We start from the raw sequence: 17,434 nt of genomic DNA, 5'->3' as shown, positions 1-17,434 counted from the left end.
AATGAGACAACAACTTATCAATAAAACAGAACCTCAGGAAAATATTGAAAATAGTACCTTTTCAAGAAATTCTTTCGCCCAAAATACCATCACTGAAGAAGCAATCTCTTTACAATCATTATTATTTGATTCTAAAATAGGCAAACATGACTGGACTGAAGGATTGAAGCACCACAGCAAAACGCTGACAAACTTCCTTTTAAATAATCAGATTAAGGAATTTAATACTTATCTGCAGTCTCAATTTGGTGGACACACTGAAGAGATTTCTAAACAAGGATTGGCTGGCTTAGATTACCGTCCGATTTTACAGGACCTTTTGCAAACAGCCATTCTGATTGAACATTCTACAATTCCGCCCTATCTTACCGCTTTGTACTCCATTAAAGACGGAACCAATGTTTTAGCTTCACAAATCATCAGAAGTGTTGCGGTAGAAGAGATGCTTCACATGATTATGGTTTGTAATGTGATGAATGCTGTCAATATTCAGCCATCAGTCAACCAGTCTCAGAATTACCCTACCTATCCGATGAAACTTCCGATGAATGTTGATTTCTACGTAGGGCTGGAAACATTCTCACCCAACAGTATTTCGACTTTTATTGCGATTGAAAGCCCAACTAATCCTACGGTAAAAGCTCCGAAATATATTCCTCAAATTGAAACCTCAAGTTCATTTTCAAGAAGTGTGGCTCAGGAAAATAACTTCTGGACATTGGAAAACATGAAAGATTTTATGATGAAAAATGTTCATACCATTGGAGAATATTATGACGTTTTATTCTTTTATATCGTGGTTTTCCAAATCATTGCTTATTATGAAAAAAATAAAAAACTGCCACAGAATTTTGAAGAACTCAATAAAGGGGGAATCTTCACTGGAAACCCAGCCAAACAGATCCGTCCGGAACAGTATTACGGAAGTGGCGGAAAATTACATCCTGTTGATGCTTTGGAAGGAGTGATTCTTGTTTTCCAGGAAATTAAAGGACAAGGTGAAGGAGCTGATGATTCTATTTTTGATGTAGATGCCTCACAGTTTGAAGAAGGAGCAGAATTGGCACATTATTTCAGATTTAAAGAAGTTTTCCATGAACATTTTTATGTTGGCGGTGATTATAGACCTTTCATTGATGAAAAAGGGATGATGCCTGTAGCCACTCCACCTGTCGGAAAACCGCTTCCTGTAGACTGGAGCGCCGCTTATCCGATGAAACCGAATCCTAAAATATCCGACTATCAATCAAATCCGGTACTATTTGAGCAAGGAAAAGCATTTAATGCTACTTATAAAAAATTATTAGATGCTATTCAGGCTGCGGTGGAAGGACATGCTGAAGAACTGCCAAAATCTATCATGTATATGTATGCACTGAAAGAACAGGCCATCGGATTGATGAGCCAACCGTTAGATTCCCAATATAATGCAGGACCTACTTTCGAATATCCTTCAAACTAATACACCAATATACCATGTTAAAAAGAAAACAAGAGATCATTCAAGATCTTAATGCGCGAGTATTAACAACTTCGCCGGAAGAACAGAAAGGGTATTTAGAACAATTGATGAAGGGTTATTCAAAATTATTAATTGATGATCCTGTACGACCTTTCAGAGAAGATCAACTAAACGATATTGCAAATAATGTTGATTACGGTATTCTGGCTGCCCTAAACGGAACCTGGGTAAGCTACAACGCCAATTACAATGATCATATTAAAAGACCATCTTTAGGAAGCGGAATTCACACCACAATTATGCCTTCTCCAGGGACGAATCCCGGTACAATTCCTGGAAAATTCAGTTTTGATACAGAAGAATATATTGAAAAACTAACATTCGAAATTGTTCCGGGTGGCGTACGTAACCGAGGTGGGGCCACTGAATTGTTTTGTGGTGCTGTAAAGTATGATCAAACGATTAAAAGTGTCAATAAGGTAGAAGGTCAGTCAGAATTGCAATATGCAGGAATTCATGAAGAAAACGGGATGTATCTTTGGCTAAGTGACGTTTATAATTACGCAGCAACTGAGGAAACCATTAAAAAAGATCGAGGAATTCATGCCCGTTCTGAAAGCGATGCTCAAAAATACGGATACACAGGCGAATACAGAAATGAACCGCTGGTTGAGGTAAGAGATGAAAACGGTAACTCTTCCTATATTCTTTTAAGCCAGTTAAAAGAAGGACAAAAATATTATGAAATTATTCCTGCTCAGGAAATCAAACCTCTGGATGGAATTACAGGACCTTATTTTATTCCGGATTATTCGATCTCAAGAAGCGGAGTTATCCCTCACGGAAGTACAATTACTTTATTGGGAGATATCGCTCCGAGCGGTTTAGATTATTTAATTAATGGGGCTCCACAATTCCCTTACGGAGATGCAGCATGGCAGCCGGAACATCTTTCCATTTCACCTACAATGGGAGGTGCAGGTGCCAGTGTAACAGACCCTATTAACTTAGATAAACCGGCTCCTGGTTGGGTTCATGAAACGCTAACTGATGATAATGACCGCGGCTCCAACAAAATCTATACCCAGAGAATCCTTGCAGATCAATTGTATCCTTATTGTGTAAGACCTGATATGCGATTAAGAGATACATTGAGTGGACAAAAAGTGGCTAATTATGTTCTTATTCAATTATCTTCAAAAATGAAAACCGGAGCACAGGGTGGAATTTTAAATGTTCCTTTTGTCAACCGTTTTGTTCCGACTGTAGAAGTCGATTTTCGTTTATGGATCGAAACGGTGATTGAAGATGGAAAAGAAATTCTTCAGCTGCAGTATGAACAGATCATATTCTTTGAATTCGATTTCGGAAATGATGGCGGGACAACAAGCTGGCCTCATATTCAAGTCAATACACTTCGTAAAATGGAGGATATTCCTGATGATCAGAGAAAAATCATTGAAGAACAGTTCTTCGATGCTCCTTCAGGAATGAGTATGACCATGCCTGCTTCCGTTACTGAAAATGGCATCGCTCCTCCTCCAGGATGTCCTTATCACAACAAAGGTTAAACCCCAAAGTCAACAAAGATTCTACGGGGTCATAAAACGCCTCGTAGAATTATATTAAAAAAAACTAAAACCTAAAACCATGAATAATCAATTACCTCCAATCCCTGAAGGATTTGGCTTACCTTTCTATTATGCAACATTATTCAATATTGAAGTTGCGTTTCTCGTTGAAAGAGAAAAAGTTATAAAATATCTGGAAAATACCGGATTAATTGCTGCCGATTTTAACGGAAAAGCTTTGGTAAGTTTTAACTTCCAAAACTATACCGGTCAATTTCCCAACGGAGCGAGTACCACACAGGAAATCGAATTAAATATCGTTTCTTATCCTAAATCTCAAAAAAACAATGTTGCTTTTGTAACTGCCAAACAATACCTGCGTGGTGAAGAACAGACCAAATTAATGGGCCATAAAAGAGTGCACGTTCCCTGTGATGCAGACATGGCAATAAAAGCAGGTATCGAGCTGTTTGGAGAACCGAAATTTAAAACCACCTTTACGACCAACCTTCCCTCATTAAATGTTCCCGGACAAAATACCTGGACGATAACCTGTAATGATCCGGACAACAGCAGCGAATTCATTTTCACTTGTCATGCTCATGTTACAAATCTAATTCCGGAAATATCCGCCTTCTCTCCTATCACAGAGTATGGACAATACGACAAAAAGCTTATCGGCTGCCGTTGGAATATTCTACAACCTACCAACCTTTATTTTTTAGATCTGAAAAAAAGTAAAGACTTTGTAAAAATGTCTTACGGAAGTTCAAAAAATAAAATGAGAGAAGATATGGAAATCCTTATTGGTGATACTCCGGCTTTTGCAGTTCGTACAAGTATGTCGGCTCCGGCAGCGATTCAGACAAGGTCTTATTATATTTAATTAAACCAAAAAACCACTGAAGACCTATGAAAATCACAAAAACAAGAGCAATCTGTAGCTCTATGCTGCTATTGCTTACCGCAATAGCTTGTAAAGAGAATAAAAAACTCTCTGACAGCCAGTTACTATCTGCTACCCAACAGCTTTTTTCGAATGATAACGAACGTTTCCCGGATTACAATACTTTTTATAAAGTACCTGATAGCTTTTCCGGAAAAACTTTTGAACTCAGCCAGGATTATCCGCAGACTTATGACAGTACTAAAGTAAAATATCCTTGGCGGGATATAGACTTTACAGATAAAAATAAGTATCAGAATTATATGGATACTGTTCTGAAATATTGTTTTGAAGGAAATACAGACCATGACTTTAAAGTTCAAAAAAATACCATCCGAAAATGGTATCACGCTCCATGGATGCATAATGACGATCAATATATTGTCAATACAAGCCATGATTCTATCTACGTGGGTGCAGGAAGAGAAGCATTAAGAGGGCTTACTCAGGAAATCACTTCTAAGCCTGGCCAAATACATGATTTACAAAAAAAACCTTCACAAACCTGGGCTATTTCTTTCTACAACGAACCTGGCGGGTACACGTTTGGAAAAGTATGGAAAGGACAATCTCCTGATATTAATAAGTCTGATTTTCCAGAAGGAACAGTTTGTTTTAAACTTATTTTCACAGATGCTCCTGTTGAAGAAGTTCCTTTCCTGAAAGGAAGTTTGGAATGGGATGCACACATTTATGATAATACGGTAAAAAAAGATATCAAAGGGAAAGTCGTTAAAAAAGTAAGATTGCTTCAGGTGGATATTGCTGTAAAAGATTCCAGAGCCCCACATACACAATGGGCTTTTGGTACTTTTATCTATAATAATGCCAAGAAAGGAAAAGACTGGTACGAAAAACTTGATCCTGTTGGAATAGGCTGGGATAACGACGTGGATCAAATGAATGACATCAACATATTCCCAAACAATTTTATCAATACAAAACTCAGAGAAAATATAATCAATGCTTCATTGCTAAAAAACAGCAATTCTGGAAACAATCCGGATCAGGCCTACGTTACCCACCTTGGAATAGGAGGCAGAATGAATGGCCCGGTTGACAATCAAAGATCGTCCTGTATCTCCTGTCACAGCCGTGCCGCTTTAAATTCTGATTATGATGCGCTGGATCTTGCAGATTTTTCTAACAAGGCCTATGATACAGTGATGTTTAAAGAGTTCTTTCAAAAAGTGAAAGGTGGAGTACAAACCATCAATTACAAAGGTAAAGCTTACAAAACGTCTGACTTCTCATTTCAGGTTTCCATGGGGATAAGGAATTATCAGAATCACCTGAAAATTTTACAACAAATTCCAAGTTCAAAAATTCAGTCCAAAAGAGTTCAGTTTGATGATGTTATCTCTGCTTCTGAAAATACAAAACAACTTCCGGTTATCACAAGAGACGGAGTGATAGATCCTGAATAAACATTGAAAACAGCTAGCAAAAATCAGGTATAAAAGTGTTTGAAGAAATAATCATCTTCTCACTTGAAGAGACAACTATTAAATAGTTGTCTCTTTTTTACACTTATTGCTATGATGGATATTTCCCCACTCTCCGAAGTCTCCTGACTTCGGAGCAAGTATAACGGGAATCATCTTATTTACCAGCTCAAAGTCAGGAGACGTTGCGCAGCAGACTCTGGACAGTATCGATATTGATGAAGCAGCGGTTTAAATTAGTTTTTACTCAAGCAATATCCCTGTAATTTCCTCATACAATGTCCGTAACTGTTTCTCTTTTATAGCATCGGTAAGCGTTCCCGCGTTTGTACACAGGACGACGCTGGTATTTTTGGAAGGAAAATAAAAAGCATAGGCACCGGCTCCGATCCCACTACCCTCGTGGCCGATGGCTTGCAGGCCACTATTGGTTTTATAAAAATACAGCCCTAAGCCATATATCGGAGTACCCTGATTACTCACCGCAACCTTCATTTCTTCCAATGATGCTGGTGACAATACCGTTTTGTCATGGAGCAACCTGTAGTAAAATCCCGCGATATCCTGAACAGAAGCTACAATACCGTCATCACCAATGAACGTAAGGACTGTACCCAACTGCAGGTGGCTCATATCGGTAAAAGCGCCATCTATTTCCAGATAGCTGGCCGTCGTCCCCTGAGGAGCCATAGTGCTTGCCGAGCCCGCTATATAATAGGTGTTGGAAAGTCCAATGGTGTTAATTATTTTGTCCGTAATATACTTTCGATGCCCGTTTGGAGTAACCCTATCTATAATAAGAGCCAGCAAGTGATAATTTATATTGCAATATCCAAATGAAGTACCGGGTGCAAATTTTGCGGGTTGATTGTATATATAGCTCAATACCTGTTCGCTCGTCATAGGCAATGGCCCTGTAACAGCGTCGTTTAAAAACTGATCGTTATCTAAATAATCAGGAAGACCTGATGTCATCGTAAGCAGTTGCCTTACCGTAATGATATTTCCATTTGGCAGATGATTACAAATATCAGGAAGATAGGTGTTTACCCTGGCATCGAGATTAATTTTGCCCTCCTCTTTCAGTTTTAAGACAGCCACTGCGGTAAAGGTTTTTGAAATACTCTGCATATAGTGAAGGGCAGAAGCAGCCATCGGCTTTTCATTAATTACCGCGTCTCCTGCAACCAGGGTATAATTCCCTGAAGCTGTATTTACACTAAGGCTTAAGCCCGGGAAGTTGGACAAAGCTTTATCAAGTTTTTGCTGTACCAGTGCTTTTCTATCGGCTGAGGAGTTTGAATCATCATTGCTGCATGAGGTGATAAAAATAACAACAACTAGTAATATGAACTTTTTCATAACATGTAATTTGAATTATTTACATGCAAAATTCATATAAGAAAAATGAGAAGAGGTTTCAAAAGCTTAAAAGTGCATAAATTGGTACTTATTTCCTGGTATTTTTATATTCGTTTGGGGTCTGGTCGCTCATGACTTTGGAGCAAGTGTAAAGGAAATAATCCTATTTTCATTAGCTCAAAGTCGGGAGACTTTGCAGAAGCAGAAGGAAATGATCTAATTTATTTTCGACTACTGACACACTGCTGTCACATCACTGGTGTAAGTTTGCATCATTAATTAATCTTTAAAAGAATAAAAATGACAAACGAAATTAGCTCAGTATTTAAGTCAACCCATTTTCCTAACCCTACTCTTATTTCAGTTAACGGTGTAGAGCTGGAAGTCTTTGAAGCGGGTAAACAGAATGCTGGAAAACCTATTGTACTCTGCCACGGCTTTCCGGAACATGCTTTTTCCTGGCGTCATCAGGTTTCAGCATTGGTTGCAGCTGGGTATCATGTGATCATTCCCAATCAGAGAGGTTATGGGAACTCATCCTGTCCGTCCGAAGTAACTGAATATGATATTGCACACCTGACAGGTGACCTGGTTGCCCTACTCGATCACTTTGGATATGAAGATGCCACTTTTGTTGGTCACGATTGGGGAGCCAATGTTGTTTGGAATCTGGCACTATTGCATCCTGGTCGGGTAAATAAAATAATAAATCTGGCTTTGCCTTATCAGGAGCGCGGAGAACAGCCATGGCTTGAATTTATGGAAGCTATATTTGGAGGTGACTTCTATTTTGTTCACTTCAATCGACAGCCGGGAGTAGCAGATGCTATAATGAATGAAAACACCTCTCAGTTCTTCCGTAACATATTCCGCAAAAATATACCTCCAGCACCACCAGAACCCGGAATGCTAATGATCAATCTTGCAAGAGCAGAAAATCCACAGGGAGAACCTTTAATGCGAGACAACGAACTGTCTGTATTTGTTTCTGCTTTCGAATCATCAGGGTTTACAGGAAGTATAAACTGGTACAGAAACCTTGACAGAAACTGGCACTTAATGGCGGACGTAACCCCAATCATTCATCAGCCGACTCTTATGATATATGGTGAACAGGACACGATTCCCAAATCTGAAAACCTAAAAAACATTGTCCCTAATCTGGATATTGTGAGTCTGGATTGTGGCCATTGGATTCAACAGGAAAAGCCAGAAGAAACCACCCAAGCAATTTTAAAATGGTTAGAAAAACAGAATGCCTAACAAGGAAGTAGAAACCTATTTTCCTTAAAGCCAAACAAGTCTAACCTTCTTTCAATAAATTGATGTGTAGCCGTTGATGATCTTGTGCATCAGAAATCAAAACAAAAAAAACAGCTATGGACTGCCCCCAAAAAGTTAGACACTTTTTTGGGGCATTTTTTACGCAAAAGAATATCTAATTCTATATTCTTATAGGTAACATTATTTTTTCACCAGTTCTACCCGCTCTCCGAAGTCTCCTGACTTTGGAGCATATTTTACAAAACATTTTTAATTGCATGGCTCAAAGTCAGGAGACTTTGCGCAGCGGAATACCTGTGAAACGTTCAATCAGCTGTGATAACTTTATGCCCTCATATGTTTTAATATCCAGTTTAAACACTCTTTAGAATCCATGATACTCCAGGAATGAGGATGTCTTGTACCATCCGGACGAATTCCACGATCATTGGTGATGACAAGATCAGCGTTTTTGTGACCTTTTATTCGCAACAGATTAATCATCGCTGTAATATCTGCCACATTAAGGTCGTAAATATCCCTTCCCCTGTTTTCCATCTGCCATATAATTCCCGGTTCTGTATAAATCAGAATAGGGATATTCAGAAGAAATTTTGCATTGCCACCATCTTTTTCACGATAAGAAAACATTGATTCTCTTACATAATTGGCTCTGTTTTTATCCGGTGTACCGATGGCATCAACCATTTCGGCAGTTAAAAACTTAGCTTCATTAGTTCCAATATCAGAGTAGTTTCTTTCGATCTCTCTCTGCAATCTGTAATACATATTCTCGTAATCTAACGGCAGATCAAGAGCGAATACAGAATTGGGTATAAAATAGGTGTTTTTATCCCGGATTGCCCTTTCAGCATAGGTAACAGCCAGCATTCCGCCGCCGGAAAGTCCACCAATTGATATTTTATCTTTGGAAATTTTATGCTTTTCCACTGTATCTTTTACAATCCTGTCCAAAAATTTTTGTTCTGTATGAAATCCAAAATCCCCCTCTTCCCAGGTCGGGAATAATACGATAAGATTCTTCTCCAACGCCAGATCATCCAGATTAATCTGATTCATTACTTTTTCGCCATTTTCACCTCCACCGGGTAAGATAACAAGTATTCCTTCAGCTTTATCCTTCGGAACTAATTTTAAATAATGGTTCTGGGTATCTTTAAAAGTGATTTTTTCAGAAGTCTGTCCAAAAAGGTGAGTACAAAACATTCCCAATAGAAGGGTAAAGTATCTGATGTTCATAATTAAATAGTTTATTACTGATTATAACGCTGATCCCAAAAAAATATTTGATTCATATGAAGGGCACTCTGACTTTCTGCAATCTCTTGATTTTGACGTAAGTTCAAAGGCAAAGATCTTATTTATCAGCTCAAAGTCTGGAGACTTTGTGCAGCAGAAAAATAAAAATCACTTATGTCTTTCTAATTGTATTCCGCGTAAGATTGATATAATTAAACATGCAAAATGTTGCTGCCGCCCCGAAAGTATGCCATAAAAAGTGGGTTCCGAAACTCAACCATCCCCATTTATCCGCTATACGGAAAGTCAATGCAAAAACAAATGACAATACCGCAAAGCCTACCAATTTGCCAGCTTTCCATTGGGTGTAGATTAAATAACGCAATACCGAGAAAACTACAAATGAAGCCATAATTGCATAATTCAGGTTGATAAAAAGAGAAGGGTTAGCTATCAGGATCCAGTTTCTCAATGCAAACATGAGCAGTACATATACAAGAACCATTACAACAGCATAATACCATTTGGTGCACTTCGCTATAAAATAAAATCCGGCAGACAAACAGAGCAACATAATGGGCAGCCAATCCATCATAATAAATACCGGCCATTGCCTGAATGAATGATAAACAGTTCCCCCTATGGCACCAATATATAGTAAAACCAAGCAATAGGTTAAAAAAGGATATTGTTTAAAATTACCTTTCATTTTAAGGGTCCAAAAAATGGCTATGGCTAAAAAAAATACAGCAGTTATGGCATTTAACGGCTCAGGAAAAAACTGAGCCATATCTGTTTCTTTATATAACATGCCTCCATCCGGAGGTATTGGGCTTATCGGCATTGTCTTTAATATACTTCTTCTAAATATAGAGAAATTATGACATTATATATCTGGATGTGCCTGATTATATATTATAAAAATGTTAATTTTATTTCTTATACCAATAAACCAGATTGATTATAAAACGAATATTATTTTTGATGCAGTATATTTAAATATATAGTTTGTTATTTTAATTTCATAAGAATTACATTTGTATCTCTTCTTAAAAACCATGGACAAATACAGCTTTTTGGAAATAACAGCATTTGTAGGAATATTTTTAGTGCTTCTTCTTGCCTTATTTTTACTTACTGTTAAAACAAAATATAAACTAAGAAACTACCTTCTTGCTTTTTTTCTCTTTACAAATGCTGTAGATGCATTAAAGTTTTTGCAGCGGGAATTTCCAGTTAATTATATCAACCTCGAGGCGTTTCGTTGGAGTATTGTTTATTTGGTTCCGGCATCGTTTTATCTCTATGTACTGTCTGTTTGTTACTCCAACTTTCGATTAAAACCTAAGCATTTACTCCATACAATTCCTTTTGTTGCTTACAGTTTGTATCTGATGTGGGGAATTTTTTTTGTAGACAGAGCCTCGAAAATAGATTTTATAAATGGCATGAACGATATGCCTCTCATGCAATTTTTTTACTTTCTTTTCGAATTGATGATTCAAGTTTATTTTATTGCTTCATTTCTGGTGATCAGAAAGTCTAAAACGGTATATCTCGAGAATTATACAAACCCCAATATTTCTGAACTTAACGCCCTTTACAAAATAACAATTCTATATTACGTCTTACACTTTATAGTCCTTATAAGATGGCTGGTTACTTTTATCTTTGGGCTGGGTGAGATCCGGGCCTGGATTGTAATGCTTGATGGGTTTGCATTTTTATTTTGTACGTGCTGGTATCTATTTGTTGCGTTAAACAATCCTGAGTTTTTCCGAGGAGTAAATTCTGATCTGAAACCTATTACAGAAGTTGTTCCAAAACAAAAAAACAGCCCTTTAATAGTTGAGGAAAAAAATGAACAAATTGAATTCTTAAAAAACTTTATGACTGAAAGAGAACCCTATCTGGATTCCTCATTAACTATTCAGGACTTATCGGAGCAAGTAAAAATGTCCGTTAAAGATTTATCTACTTTGATTAATTTGTATATGGATAAACACTTTTTCGATTTCGTTAATGAATATCGAATTGAAAAGGCAATGCAAATCCTAAAAGATCCGTCTCAAAAAGAACTGACTGTTTTGGAAATCTTATACCAGGTTGGTTTTAATTCTAAATCTTCGTTTAATACTTCTTTCAAAAAATATACAGGAAAAACTCCAACAGATTTTAGAAAACAGCCTTTGTAAAATCAAATTATTTTCAAAAAATGAGTTCGATTTTTTTTAATCGGTCGCGTCCTGAGGTTCTTTAAGGCATATTTGCAGAAAATAATTAAATCTAAAATAAAACGATAACCCAACAGTTTTCAAAATGAAAAAAACATGCCTTATCTTTTTCCTGATTTTTTCACGCCCCACTTTTGCACAAAATGTAAACGAAAAAATCAAATCATTCGAAAATAGTCTAAATTCCCGGAACAAGACCAAAAGCAAAAAACCGACCTTAAAAGAGCGAATGGATTTTCACGAAATAAATGCGGTAAGTATTGCTGTCGTGAAAGATTGCAAATTAGAACCGGAACCTACCAATCAGAACGCAAAAGAAATGCTTCACAAAATCAAAAATATTAAAAAAACAAACAAAACTAAACATACATGAAAACACTTAATCCAGAAAGAAGTATCAGTTATTTTTTAGTTTTGCTAATCATATTTAGCTGTAATTCCAGAAATATTAAAACGGAAAAAAATTCTGTCTACGCCAGTAAAATTGATTCCTTAATGGCAAAATCCTATGAAAGAGGATTGTTCAATGGAAATGTCCTGGTCGCTAAAAATCATAAAATCATCTATCAGAAATCATTTGGTTTTACTGATGAAACAAGACAAACCAATCTAAATGATAAGTCAATATTTAATATTGGTTCCATTGCAAAGGAATTTAATGCTGTTGCCATCATGATTTTAGTTGAACGTGGTCTTCTTAATCTTGATGATAAGGTCTCCAAATTTAATTTGGGCTTACCGAAATGGTCTGAAAAAGTGACCATCAGACATCTGATTAATTATGCCAGTGGTATCCCTCCAATCGAACGATTAAAACCCGAAAATGATGCGGAGGCATGGAATATTTTGAGAAGTAATGACAGTCTGCTCTTTGAACCGGGAACCAGTTACAGATATGATAATGGTAATGTATTTTTGCAAAGAAGAATCATTGAAAAAGTAACCGGAATATCATTTGAGGAATTTGTCATTCAAAATATAGTTAAACCACTGAAAATGACCAATTCTGTATTTGAACCAAAATTGGGTTATAAAAACCGAACATCCTGTTATGATATGGACCGTGTCCGATGCCCGGAACTGAAATTTATCAGCGGATGGCTTTGGGTAGATACCAATGATCTCTACAAATGGATTGAAGCACTGAATTCCAATCGATTAATCTCCAAAACATCCCTTCAAACTTTGTTGAATAACCCGTATGCACCTGAAGAAGGTGGATCACTTGGCAGATACTTAGAAAAAGATGAATTGCAAAGACATAACGGAGTTTCTTATAAATTTGAATCCATTTTTTTAAACGATTTTAAAAATAATATTACGATAATTCTGGTGTCCAATAATCTAAATAGAGTTTGGGATCTGGGATATATTATTCATAACTTAATGTTGGGAAAAGAGTACGAAATTCCTAAAAAATCTATTTATCAGGAGATCAGAAAGGAATCTCTCGGCAATGTAAATAAAGCTATAGAAACATACTATGTACTCAAAAAAAATTCTAAAAATGAATATAGCTTTGAGAATCCAGGTGAGCTTAATAAACTAGGCTATGAATTGTTAAGGAGTGGAAATGTAGATTCTGCCATTAAAATTTTCAGTCTTAATGTTTCTGAGTTTCCCGGATCAGCCAACACTTACGACAGCCGCGGCGAAGCCTATTTCAATAAAAAAGAATATCAATTATCAAAAGACGATTATCAGAAATCATTAGAGCTGGACTCAACCAATAAGAATGCGAAGGAAATGATTTTGAAAATCACCCCCTTTTTGTCCAATAAAAAATAATTATACTTTCAGTATTTGGGATGGTAATTCTTACAGGATTATTTATTTCTAATCATTCCCAGGTAGTAGCCGTAAAAACCTTCCGGATCTTCAGTTTGACAGTTCAGCTCTTCATCAATTGATGGTAAAAGGTAAAGGTTTTACTCACCCTGGTCACAAACAACAATATGCGCAAATTGTCCTAATTTGCGCATATTTATTTTACACCAATGATAATCACCAGGTTAACACTTATTGATTCATAATTTTTATGACCAGAATCACTACAACAAAATATCACGGTCTCTGAATCTCTACCATATGGGGACTAGAAATTCTCTGATAAAAAATGTTTGTTTTATATGACTGATGGATTTAAGTATGCCGTTACCATAAATACTAGTTGTAGTCTATTAAATCTCAACCATTATGAGACTATTTACTCCTCTTTATTACTTCTTTTATACCGCCTTTTGTTAGAATTACAGAATTGTAAAGGCCCTTACTGTCCGGAATAAATTCAATGGTTCTGTCATTATTATCCGCTCTAAAAAATTTGGTTTTAGACTCTGGAATGAGTTCCATTTCTGTACTGTTAAAATAAAGTTTACCGTCAGTTTTCAATATGGTAATTGTATCATATGTACCGACATATTGATCATATAGGCTTGTGTTTATCTCAATTCGATGGTGCTTGTAAGGAAGTTCAACCTCTTTTCCCAATGCAATGGCAGAAAGTCCATAACTTATGATATAGGAAAATGATTCATTATTGGAAAGTACAGTCACAAAAATTTTATCATCCGTAAATCGGTTAAAGGAAGTCATGGTACCAAAAAAACCTCCGTCATGAGCAATTAACTGGTGCCCGTGATTGTAAAACGGATTGATAATGAAGCCATATCCCCAGTTTTCATCACCATAGGGCGTAAACATTAGTTTTTTCATCTGTGCGGAAAGAATACCAGTTCCATATAGAGCTTTATCCCATAACGCCAGGTCTTCAACAGTAGAATAAACGCCATCATGCCCTACATTAATTTCCCAGTTGATATAAGGATTGTGAACAAGTCCATTTTCTGTGTGATAGTAAGCCTTTGCTTTCTTTTCAACTATAGACTCATTATTGCTGACGCCCGTATTATTCATCCCTGCTTTGTCAAATATATTCTTCTTTAAGAAAACAGCATACTTCTCACCTGACACTTTTTCAATGATCCTAGCCAATAGATAATAGCCGATATTACTGTATCCGCTTTTAGTTCCGGGAGAGAACTCATAAGGCATTTTCTTTATTTCGGCATAAGCAGAATCCTTATTCATCGAGCTTAAGGCTATTTCTTTAAAACCCATAGCCAAGCCAGAGGTATGCGATAACAGCATATGGATGGTAACACTATCAGCCTTGGGGTAATCCGGCAGAAATTTACTCAGTTTATCATCAAGAGACAGCTTCTTTTTCTCAATCAATAGAAGTATCGCTGTGGCGGTAAATTGTTTGGTAACTGAGGCCAACTGAAATTTAGTATCTATGGTGTTTTTAATATTCCACTCGTAGTCTGCCAAACCGTAAGCTTTTTTGAGTAAAACTTTACCCTCTTTCGTCACAAGAACGGTTCCACTAAAATTATTTATTTCAACCTGGGCCTGCATATATTCCGCAAGACTAGCTGACCCATTTTTCTGTCCGAAAATAAAAAATGGAAATAACAGTATGATTAGGATTAGCTTCATAAACTATTGAATGATATTATTAGACCACAATGTTACTACTTAATAAACCGGCATCATTGTATTTTTGTAAACCTCACTAAATAAACATCCATTTTATGAGATCTTTTTCAAGGGTTGTTGTTTTTGAAAAAAAAACTTTTGGGGTAAAACCTGTCAATTTTTTAAAATCCCTGATCATGTGTGACTGATCAAAATAATCTATACTATAAGGCAGCCCAATTCTATTTTTCTCGTCAAGCTGACTTTGAATAGCTGCCCTGAATCTGATAATCTTTTTAAACTGGGAGGGCGTTTTACAAATATGCTTCTCAAAATGCTTGTTTATTGTTGTTCGGGACCGGCCCGTTGTATAAGACAGTTTCGTCATAGACTGACTGATGTTCTTGGTATCGAACATTTCATCCAACACCTCTTTCAACAGGCTATCCTCAAACGGACGAAATTTTGAAATCCAATACAATTCTACTGCCCTGATTTTTTCATCCGGGTTTTTTATCGAAAGAATGGTCGCCATGGTTTCTTTATAATCCTCATATGGACTAAAATCGGGAAAGCTTCCTTCTGCATAATCTCTTAAATCATTGGGTATAAAAGCGTTAATCCCCAATGGTTTGAAATAAGTAGTAACTTCATTGATTTTGCCTTCATAGCTCACCAATACCGGTTCATTAAAATTGCTTACCAGATTTGTTTCAATTGGATTGGACAGGCAGTATCTGGTTATTATTTTGTCTTTGGTAGCCAGAGTTTCTGTTTTCTCACTAGCAGTAACAATAGTATAGATGTTTGGAAAGGTGAAATAAGTAGCTGAGGATTCTTCAGAGGTCTGCTCGAGAATATAAAAGCATTCAATATACTTTTTCAGTATGGGGTTTTCGGGTCTGTAGACTTTTATGGTCATTCTTTTTAGCCTTTAAATGTATGTAAATCCAGCTCAATCAACCAATATCTTTTTTCCTAATCAGAGGTATATTTTATTTTTGAGTGGGCTTCTGTTGTTGTTCAATAAATCATCTGCAATCTGTACCATTCCATTATTGTTACCACCACCCCAAATTGCCCTTCCAAAAATATAACTTATTGTATATTCTTTCCAGGTACTGCAATATTTTTTCAATTCTCTGTGGGATTTTGCCAAATATTCTATAATTTCTTTTTCAGAAATATACCCCAGTTCATAACAGCAGCGCGCTAAAAACACACTTCTTCCATAATTCCAACCACTATCTTTTATTTTTTTTAACTGAGAAAAGTCTGTAATAATTTTCTGCTCAATCAACTCTGGAACTGCTTTTCTCAGTTTTCTGAAATGGTCCAGATAATACTCAAAAGCTTCGTCTTCATTTGATAGATTCGATCTTAAAATGTCAACATAGTTTTCCGGATTTTCAAATGCTTTGTATACAATATCAAGGTTTTCATCCTGATTTCTGTCGTGCAGACTCTGAAGAGTTTCTATCGCCTGATTTTGATCTGATATTCCCCAATATGTTTCAATTAACTTTATAATATCAGATCTGTTCACTCCTGTTTCATAAGAATTCAGGTATGCCGATTGTTGTTCGGCATACATTGAACCTATGAGCAAATGGTCTAACAAATAACCATTTACTGTATTTTTATCATTTAACCGTATGCTTTTAAATGAGCTTAAAAATTTTGATAAAATTCCCATATTATATTAAGCCATTTTGAGGTTAGGGAATTTAGTCTGTGAAATTTTTACAAATTTTTCGCCAACTACCTGGTATTTTACTCTTGTCTCCAATTGCTTTTTCAGATTAAGCATATCTTCCGGGTCAACTCTGTAATTAAGTCTATCGTGAATTTCAAGAGATAATGAACTTCCGTCAATATCAAAGGTGATAATATGTGTTTTTGGTAAATATTCTTCTGATGATTTTGAATAAACCCCCAGTTGTGATTTCAATAGACCTCCATATTGAAGGCTTGCTTTTTCAACTCTAAAATTATCAAATACAATGTGTTCATCTAATTCGCCAACGGTATTGGTGCTGAAAAAATGCATATCGTTTCCGCTCAACACCCAAAAACAATCGGTTTCAATTCGTCTAAGCTTTACACCAATCGTGGATAATGCTACATTTTTTATCCCGTCGGTTACGAGATCCTGCACTTTATTGGCTGTTGACTGGGGAACAGAGGCAGAAGTAAAAGCATCAATGGGCTTACCTTCCATCCACTGTTTTAATTTTGAAAAATCCTGAGAGAGAAGCTCTTCTTTGTACTGGTCATATTTAGTTCTTTCAGAATCTAAATCAATTTCTGATTTTGCAGCTTTGTGTTTATTATTCATGATGATCATGAAAGCTACACCTGCAATTATTACTACGACTGGAATTAAAAATAATGGGTTCATACTTTTTAGG

General features: G+C 36.3%; 15 protein-coding genes. 8 read left to right on the top strand and 7 right to left on the bottom strand.

Annotated features, from left to right (window positions below; translation table 11 throughout):
* Nucleotide 1: 1 nt before the first annotated feature.
* From DRF65_RS10710 to DRF65_RS10695, 4 genes are all read left to right on the top strand, one after another.
* Nucleotides 2-1,462: a ferritin-like domain-containing protein gene (locus DRF65_RS10710; RefSeq protein WP_115970747.1), complete on the top strand. Its 1,461-nt coding sequence runs from the start codon at nucleotides 2-4 to the stop codon at nucleotides 1,460-1,462.
* A gap of 14 nt (nucleotides 1,463-1,476) precedes the next feature.
* The gene (locus DRF65_RS10705) at nucleotides 1,477-3,033 is read left to right on the top strand and encodes a peroxidase, FMP-type (protein ID WP_228438627.1); all 1,557 of its coding nucleotides are present in this window, start codon (nucleotides 1,477-1,479) and stop codon (nucleotides 3,031-3,033) included.
* 79 nt (nucleotides 3,034-3,112) lie between these two features.
* Nucleotides 3,113-3,919: a hypothetical protein gene (locus DRF65_RS10700; RefSeq protein WP_115970746.1), complete on the top strand. Its 807-nt coding sequence runs from the start codon at nucleotides 3,113-3,115 to the stop codon at nucleotides 3,917-3,919.
* 26 nt (nucleotides 3,920-3,945) lie between these two features.
* The gene (locus DRF65_RS10695; RefSeq protein WP_115970745.1) at nucleotides 3,946-5,406 is read left to right on the top strand and encodes a hypothetical protein; all 1,461 of its coding nucleotides are present in this window, start codon (nucleotides 3,946-3,948) and stop codon (nucleotides 5,404-5,406) included.
* Nucleotides 5,407-5,667: 261 nt separating this feature from the next.
* On the opposite strand, the gene DRF65_RS10690 is transcribed toward DRF65_RS10695, so the two are convergent.
* On the bottom strand, nucleotides 5,668-6,786 hold the full coding sequence (locus tag DRF65_RS10690) for a serine hydrolase domain-containing protein (protein ID WP_115970744.1): 1,119 nt from the start codon (nucleotides 6,784-6,786) through the stop codon (nucleotides 5,668-5,670).
* 300 nt (nucleotides 6,787-7,086) lie between these two features.
* Between DRF65_RS10690 and DRF65_RS10685 the strand changes: the two genes are divergently transcribed.
* Entirely contained in the window at nucleotides 7,087-8,049 is a 963-nt protein-coding gene (locus DRF65_RS10685) for an alpha/beta fold hydrolase (RefSeq protein WP_115970743.1), read from the top strand.
* A gap of 345 nt (nucleotides 8,050-8,394) precedes the next feature.
* On the opposite strand, the gene DRF65_RS10680 is transcribed toward DRF65_RS10685, so the two are convergent.
* Nucleotides 8,395-9,309, bottom strand: a complete 915-nt coding sequence (locus DRF65_RS10680; protein WP_115970742.1) for an amidohydrolase family protein — start codon at nucleotides 9,307-9,309, stop codon at nucleotides 8,395-8,397.
* A gap of 172 nt (nucleotides 9,310-9,481) precedes the next feature.
* Entirely contained in the window at nucleotides 9,482-10,099 is a 618-nt protein-coding gene (locus tag DRF65_RS10675; protein WP_228438625.1) for a hypothetical protein, read from the bottom strand.
* A 268-nt stretch (nucleotides 10,100-10,367) separates the two neighbouring features.
* Between DRF65_RS10675 and DRF65_RS10670 the strand changes: the two genes are divergently transcribed.
* The 3 genes from DRF65_RS10670 (at nucleotide 10,368) to DRF65_RS10660 (ending at nucleotide 13,331) form a co-directional block, all read left to right on the top strand.
* A complete protein-coding gene (locus tag DRF65_RS10670; protein ID WP_115970740.1) occupies nucleotides 10,368-11,504 on the top strand; it encodes a helix-turn-helix domain-containing protein in 1,137 nt (378 codons plus the stop codon).
* 124 nt (nucleotides 11,505-11,628) lie between these two features.
* Nucleotides 11,629-11,916, top strand: a complete 288-nt coding sequence (locus DRF65_RS10665; RefSeq protein WP_115970739.1) for a hypothetical protein — start codon at nucleotides 11,629-11,631, stop codon at nucleotides 11,914-11,916.
* Entirely contained in the window at nucleotides 11,913-13,331 is a 1,419-nt protein-coding gene (locus DRF65_RS10660; protein ID WP_115970738.1) for a serine hydrolase, read from the top strand. Before DRF65_RS10665 ends, DRF65_RS10660 begins: the two co-directional genes overlap by 4 nt.
* A gap of 414 nt (nucleotides 13,332-13,745) precedes the next feature.
* On the opposite strand, the gene DRF65_RS10655 is transcribed toward DRF65_RS10660, so the two are convergent.
* The 4 genes from DRF65_RS10655 to DRF65_RS10640 form a co-directional block, all read right to left on the bottom strand.
* On the bottom strand, nucleotides 13,746-15,044 hold the full coding sequence (locus DRF65_RS10655; protein WP_115970737.1) for a serine hydrolase: 1,299 nt from the start codon (nucleotides 15,042-15,044) through the stop codon (nucleotides 13,746-13,748).
* 76 nt (nucleotides 15,045-15,120) lie between these two features.
* Nucleotides 15,121-15,945: a helix-turn-helix domain-containing protein gene (locus tag DRF65_RS10650; protein WP_115970736.1), complete on the bottom strand. Its 825-nt coding sequence runs from the start codon at nucleotides 15,943-15,945 to the stop codon at nucleotides 15,121-15,123.
* A 60-nt stretch (nucleotides 15,946-16,005) separates the two neighbouring features.
* Nucleotides 16,006-16,719 carry a DUF1266 domain-containing protein gene (locus tag DRF65_RS10645; protein ID WP_115970735.1) on the bottom strand — a complete coding sequence of 238 codons (714 nt, stop codon included), beginning with the start codon at nucleotides 16,717-16,719 and terminating at the stop codon, nucleotides 16,006-16,008.
* Between the two features lie 6 nt (nucleotides 16,720-16,725).
* Complete coding sequence (locus DRF65_RS10640; RefSeq protein ID WP_115970734.1) at nucleotides 16,726-17,424, bottom strand: hypothetical protein; 699 nt, start codon at nucleotides 17,422-17,424, stop codon at nucleotides 16,726-16,728.
* Between the last annotated feature and the right edge of the window lie 10 nt (nucleotides 17,425-17,434).

The sequence above is a fragment of the Chryseobacterium pennae genome (genome assembly GCF_003385515.1).
In the GTDB taxonomy this organism is placed as follows: Bacteria; Bacteroidota; Bacteroidia; order Flavobacteriales; family Weeksellaceae; genus Chryseobacterium; species Chryseobacterium pennae.
This window is presented reverse-complemented; position numbering and strand designations above follow the sequence as displayed.

What these genes read in the sequence shown, in the direction of transcription:
- DRF65_RS10710 (WP_115970747.1), top strand. Translation starts at nt 2, where the DNA reads ATGAGACAACAACTTATCAATAAAACAGAACCTCAGGAAAATATTGAA.
- DRF65_RS10705 (WP_228438627.1), top strand. Translation starts at nt 1,477, where the DNA reads ATGTTAAAAAGAAAACAAGAGATCATTCAAGATCTTAATGCGCGAGTA.
- DRF65_RS10700 (WP_115970746.1), top strand. Translation starts at nt 3,113, where the DNA reads ATGAATAATCAATTACCTCCAATCCCTGAAGGATTTGGCTTACCTTTC.
- DRF65_RS10695 (WP_115970745.1), top strand. Translation starts at nt 3,946, where the DNA reads ATGAAAATCACAAAAACAAGAGCAATCTGTAGCTCTATGCTGCTATTG.
- DRF65_RS10690 (WP_115970744.1), bottom strand. Translation starts at nt 6,786, where the DNA reads ATGAAAAAGTTCATATTACTAGTTGTTGTTATTTTTATCACCTCATGC.
- DRF65_RS10685 (WP_115970743.1), top strand. Translation starts at nt 7,087, where the DNA reads ATGACAAACGAAATTAGCTCAGTATTTAAGTCAACCCATTTTCCTAAC.
- DRF65_RS10680 (WP_115970742.1), bottom strand. Translation starts at nt 9,309, where the DNA reads ATGAACATCAGATACTTTACCCTTCTATTGGGAATGTTTTGTACTCAC.
- DRF65_RS10675 (WP_228438625.1), bottom strand. Translation starts at nt 10,099, where the DNA reads ATGGCTCAGTTTTTTCCTGAGCCGTTAAATGCCATAACTGCTGTATTT.
- DRF65_RS10670 (WP_115970740.1), top strand. Translation starts at nt 10,368, where the DNA reads ATGGACAAATACAGCTTTTTGGAAATAACAGCATTTGTAGGAATATTT.
- DRF65_RS10665 (WP_115970739.1), top strand. Translation starts at nt 11,629, where the DNA reads ATGAAAAAAACATGCCTTATCTTTTTCCTGATTTTTTCACGCCCCACT.
- DRF65_RS10660 (WP_115970738.1), top strand. Translation starts at nt 11,913, where the DNA reads ATGAAAACACTTAATCCAGAAAGAAGTATCAGTTATTTTTTAGTTTTG.
- DRF65_RS10655 (WP_115970737.1), bottom strand. Translation starts at nt 15,044, where the DNA reads ATGAAGCTAATCCTAATCATACTGTTATTTCCATTTTTTATTTTCGGA.
- DRF65_RS10650 (WP_115970736.1), bottom strand. Translation starts at nt 15,945, where the DNA reads ATGACCATAAAAGTCTACAGACCCGAAAACCCCATACTGAAAAAGTAT.
- DRF65_RS10645 (WP_115970735.1), bottom strand. Translation starts at nt 16,719, where the DNA reads ATGGGAATTTTATCAAAATTTTTAAGCTCATTTAAAAGCATACGGTTA.
- DRF65_RS10640 (WP_115970734.1), bottom strand. Translation starts at nt 17,424, where the DNA reads ATGAACCCATTATTTTTAATTCCAGTCGTAGTAATAATTGCAGGTGTA.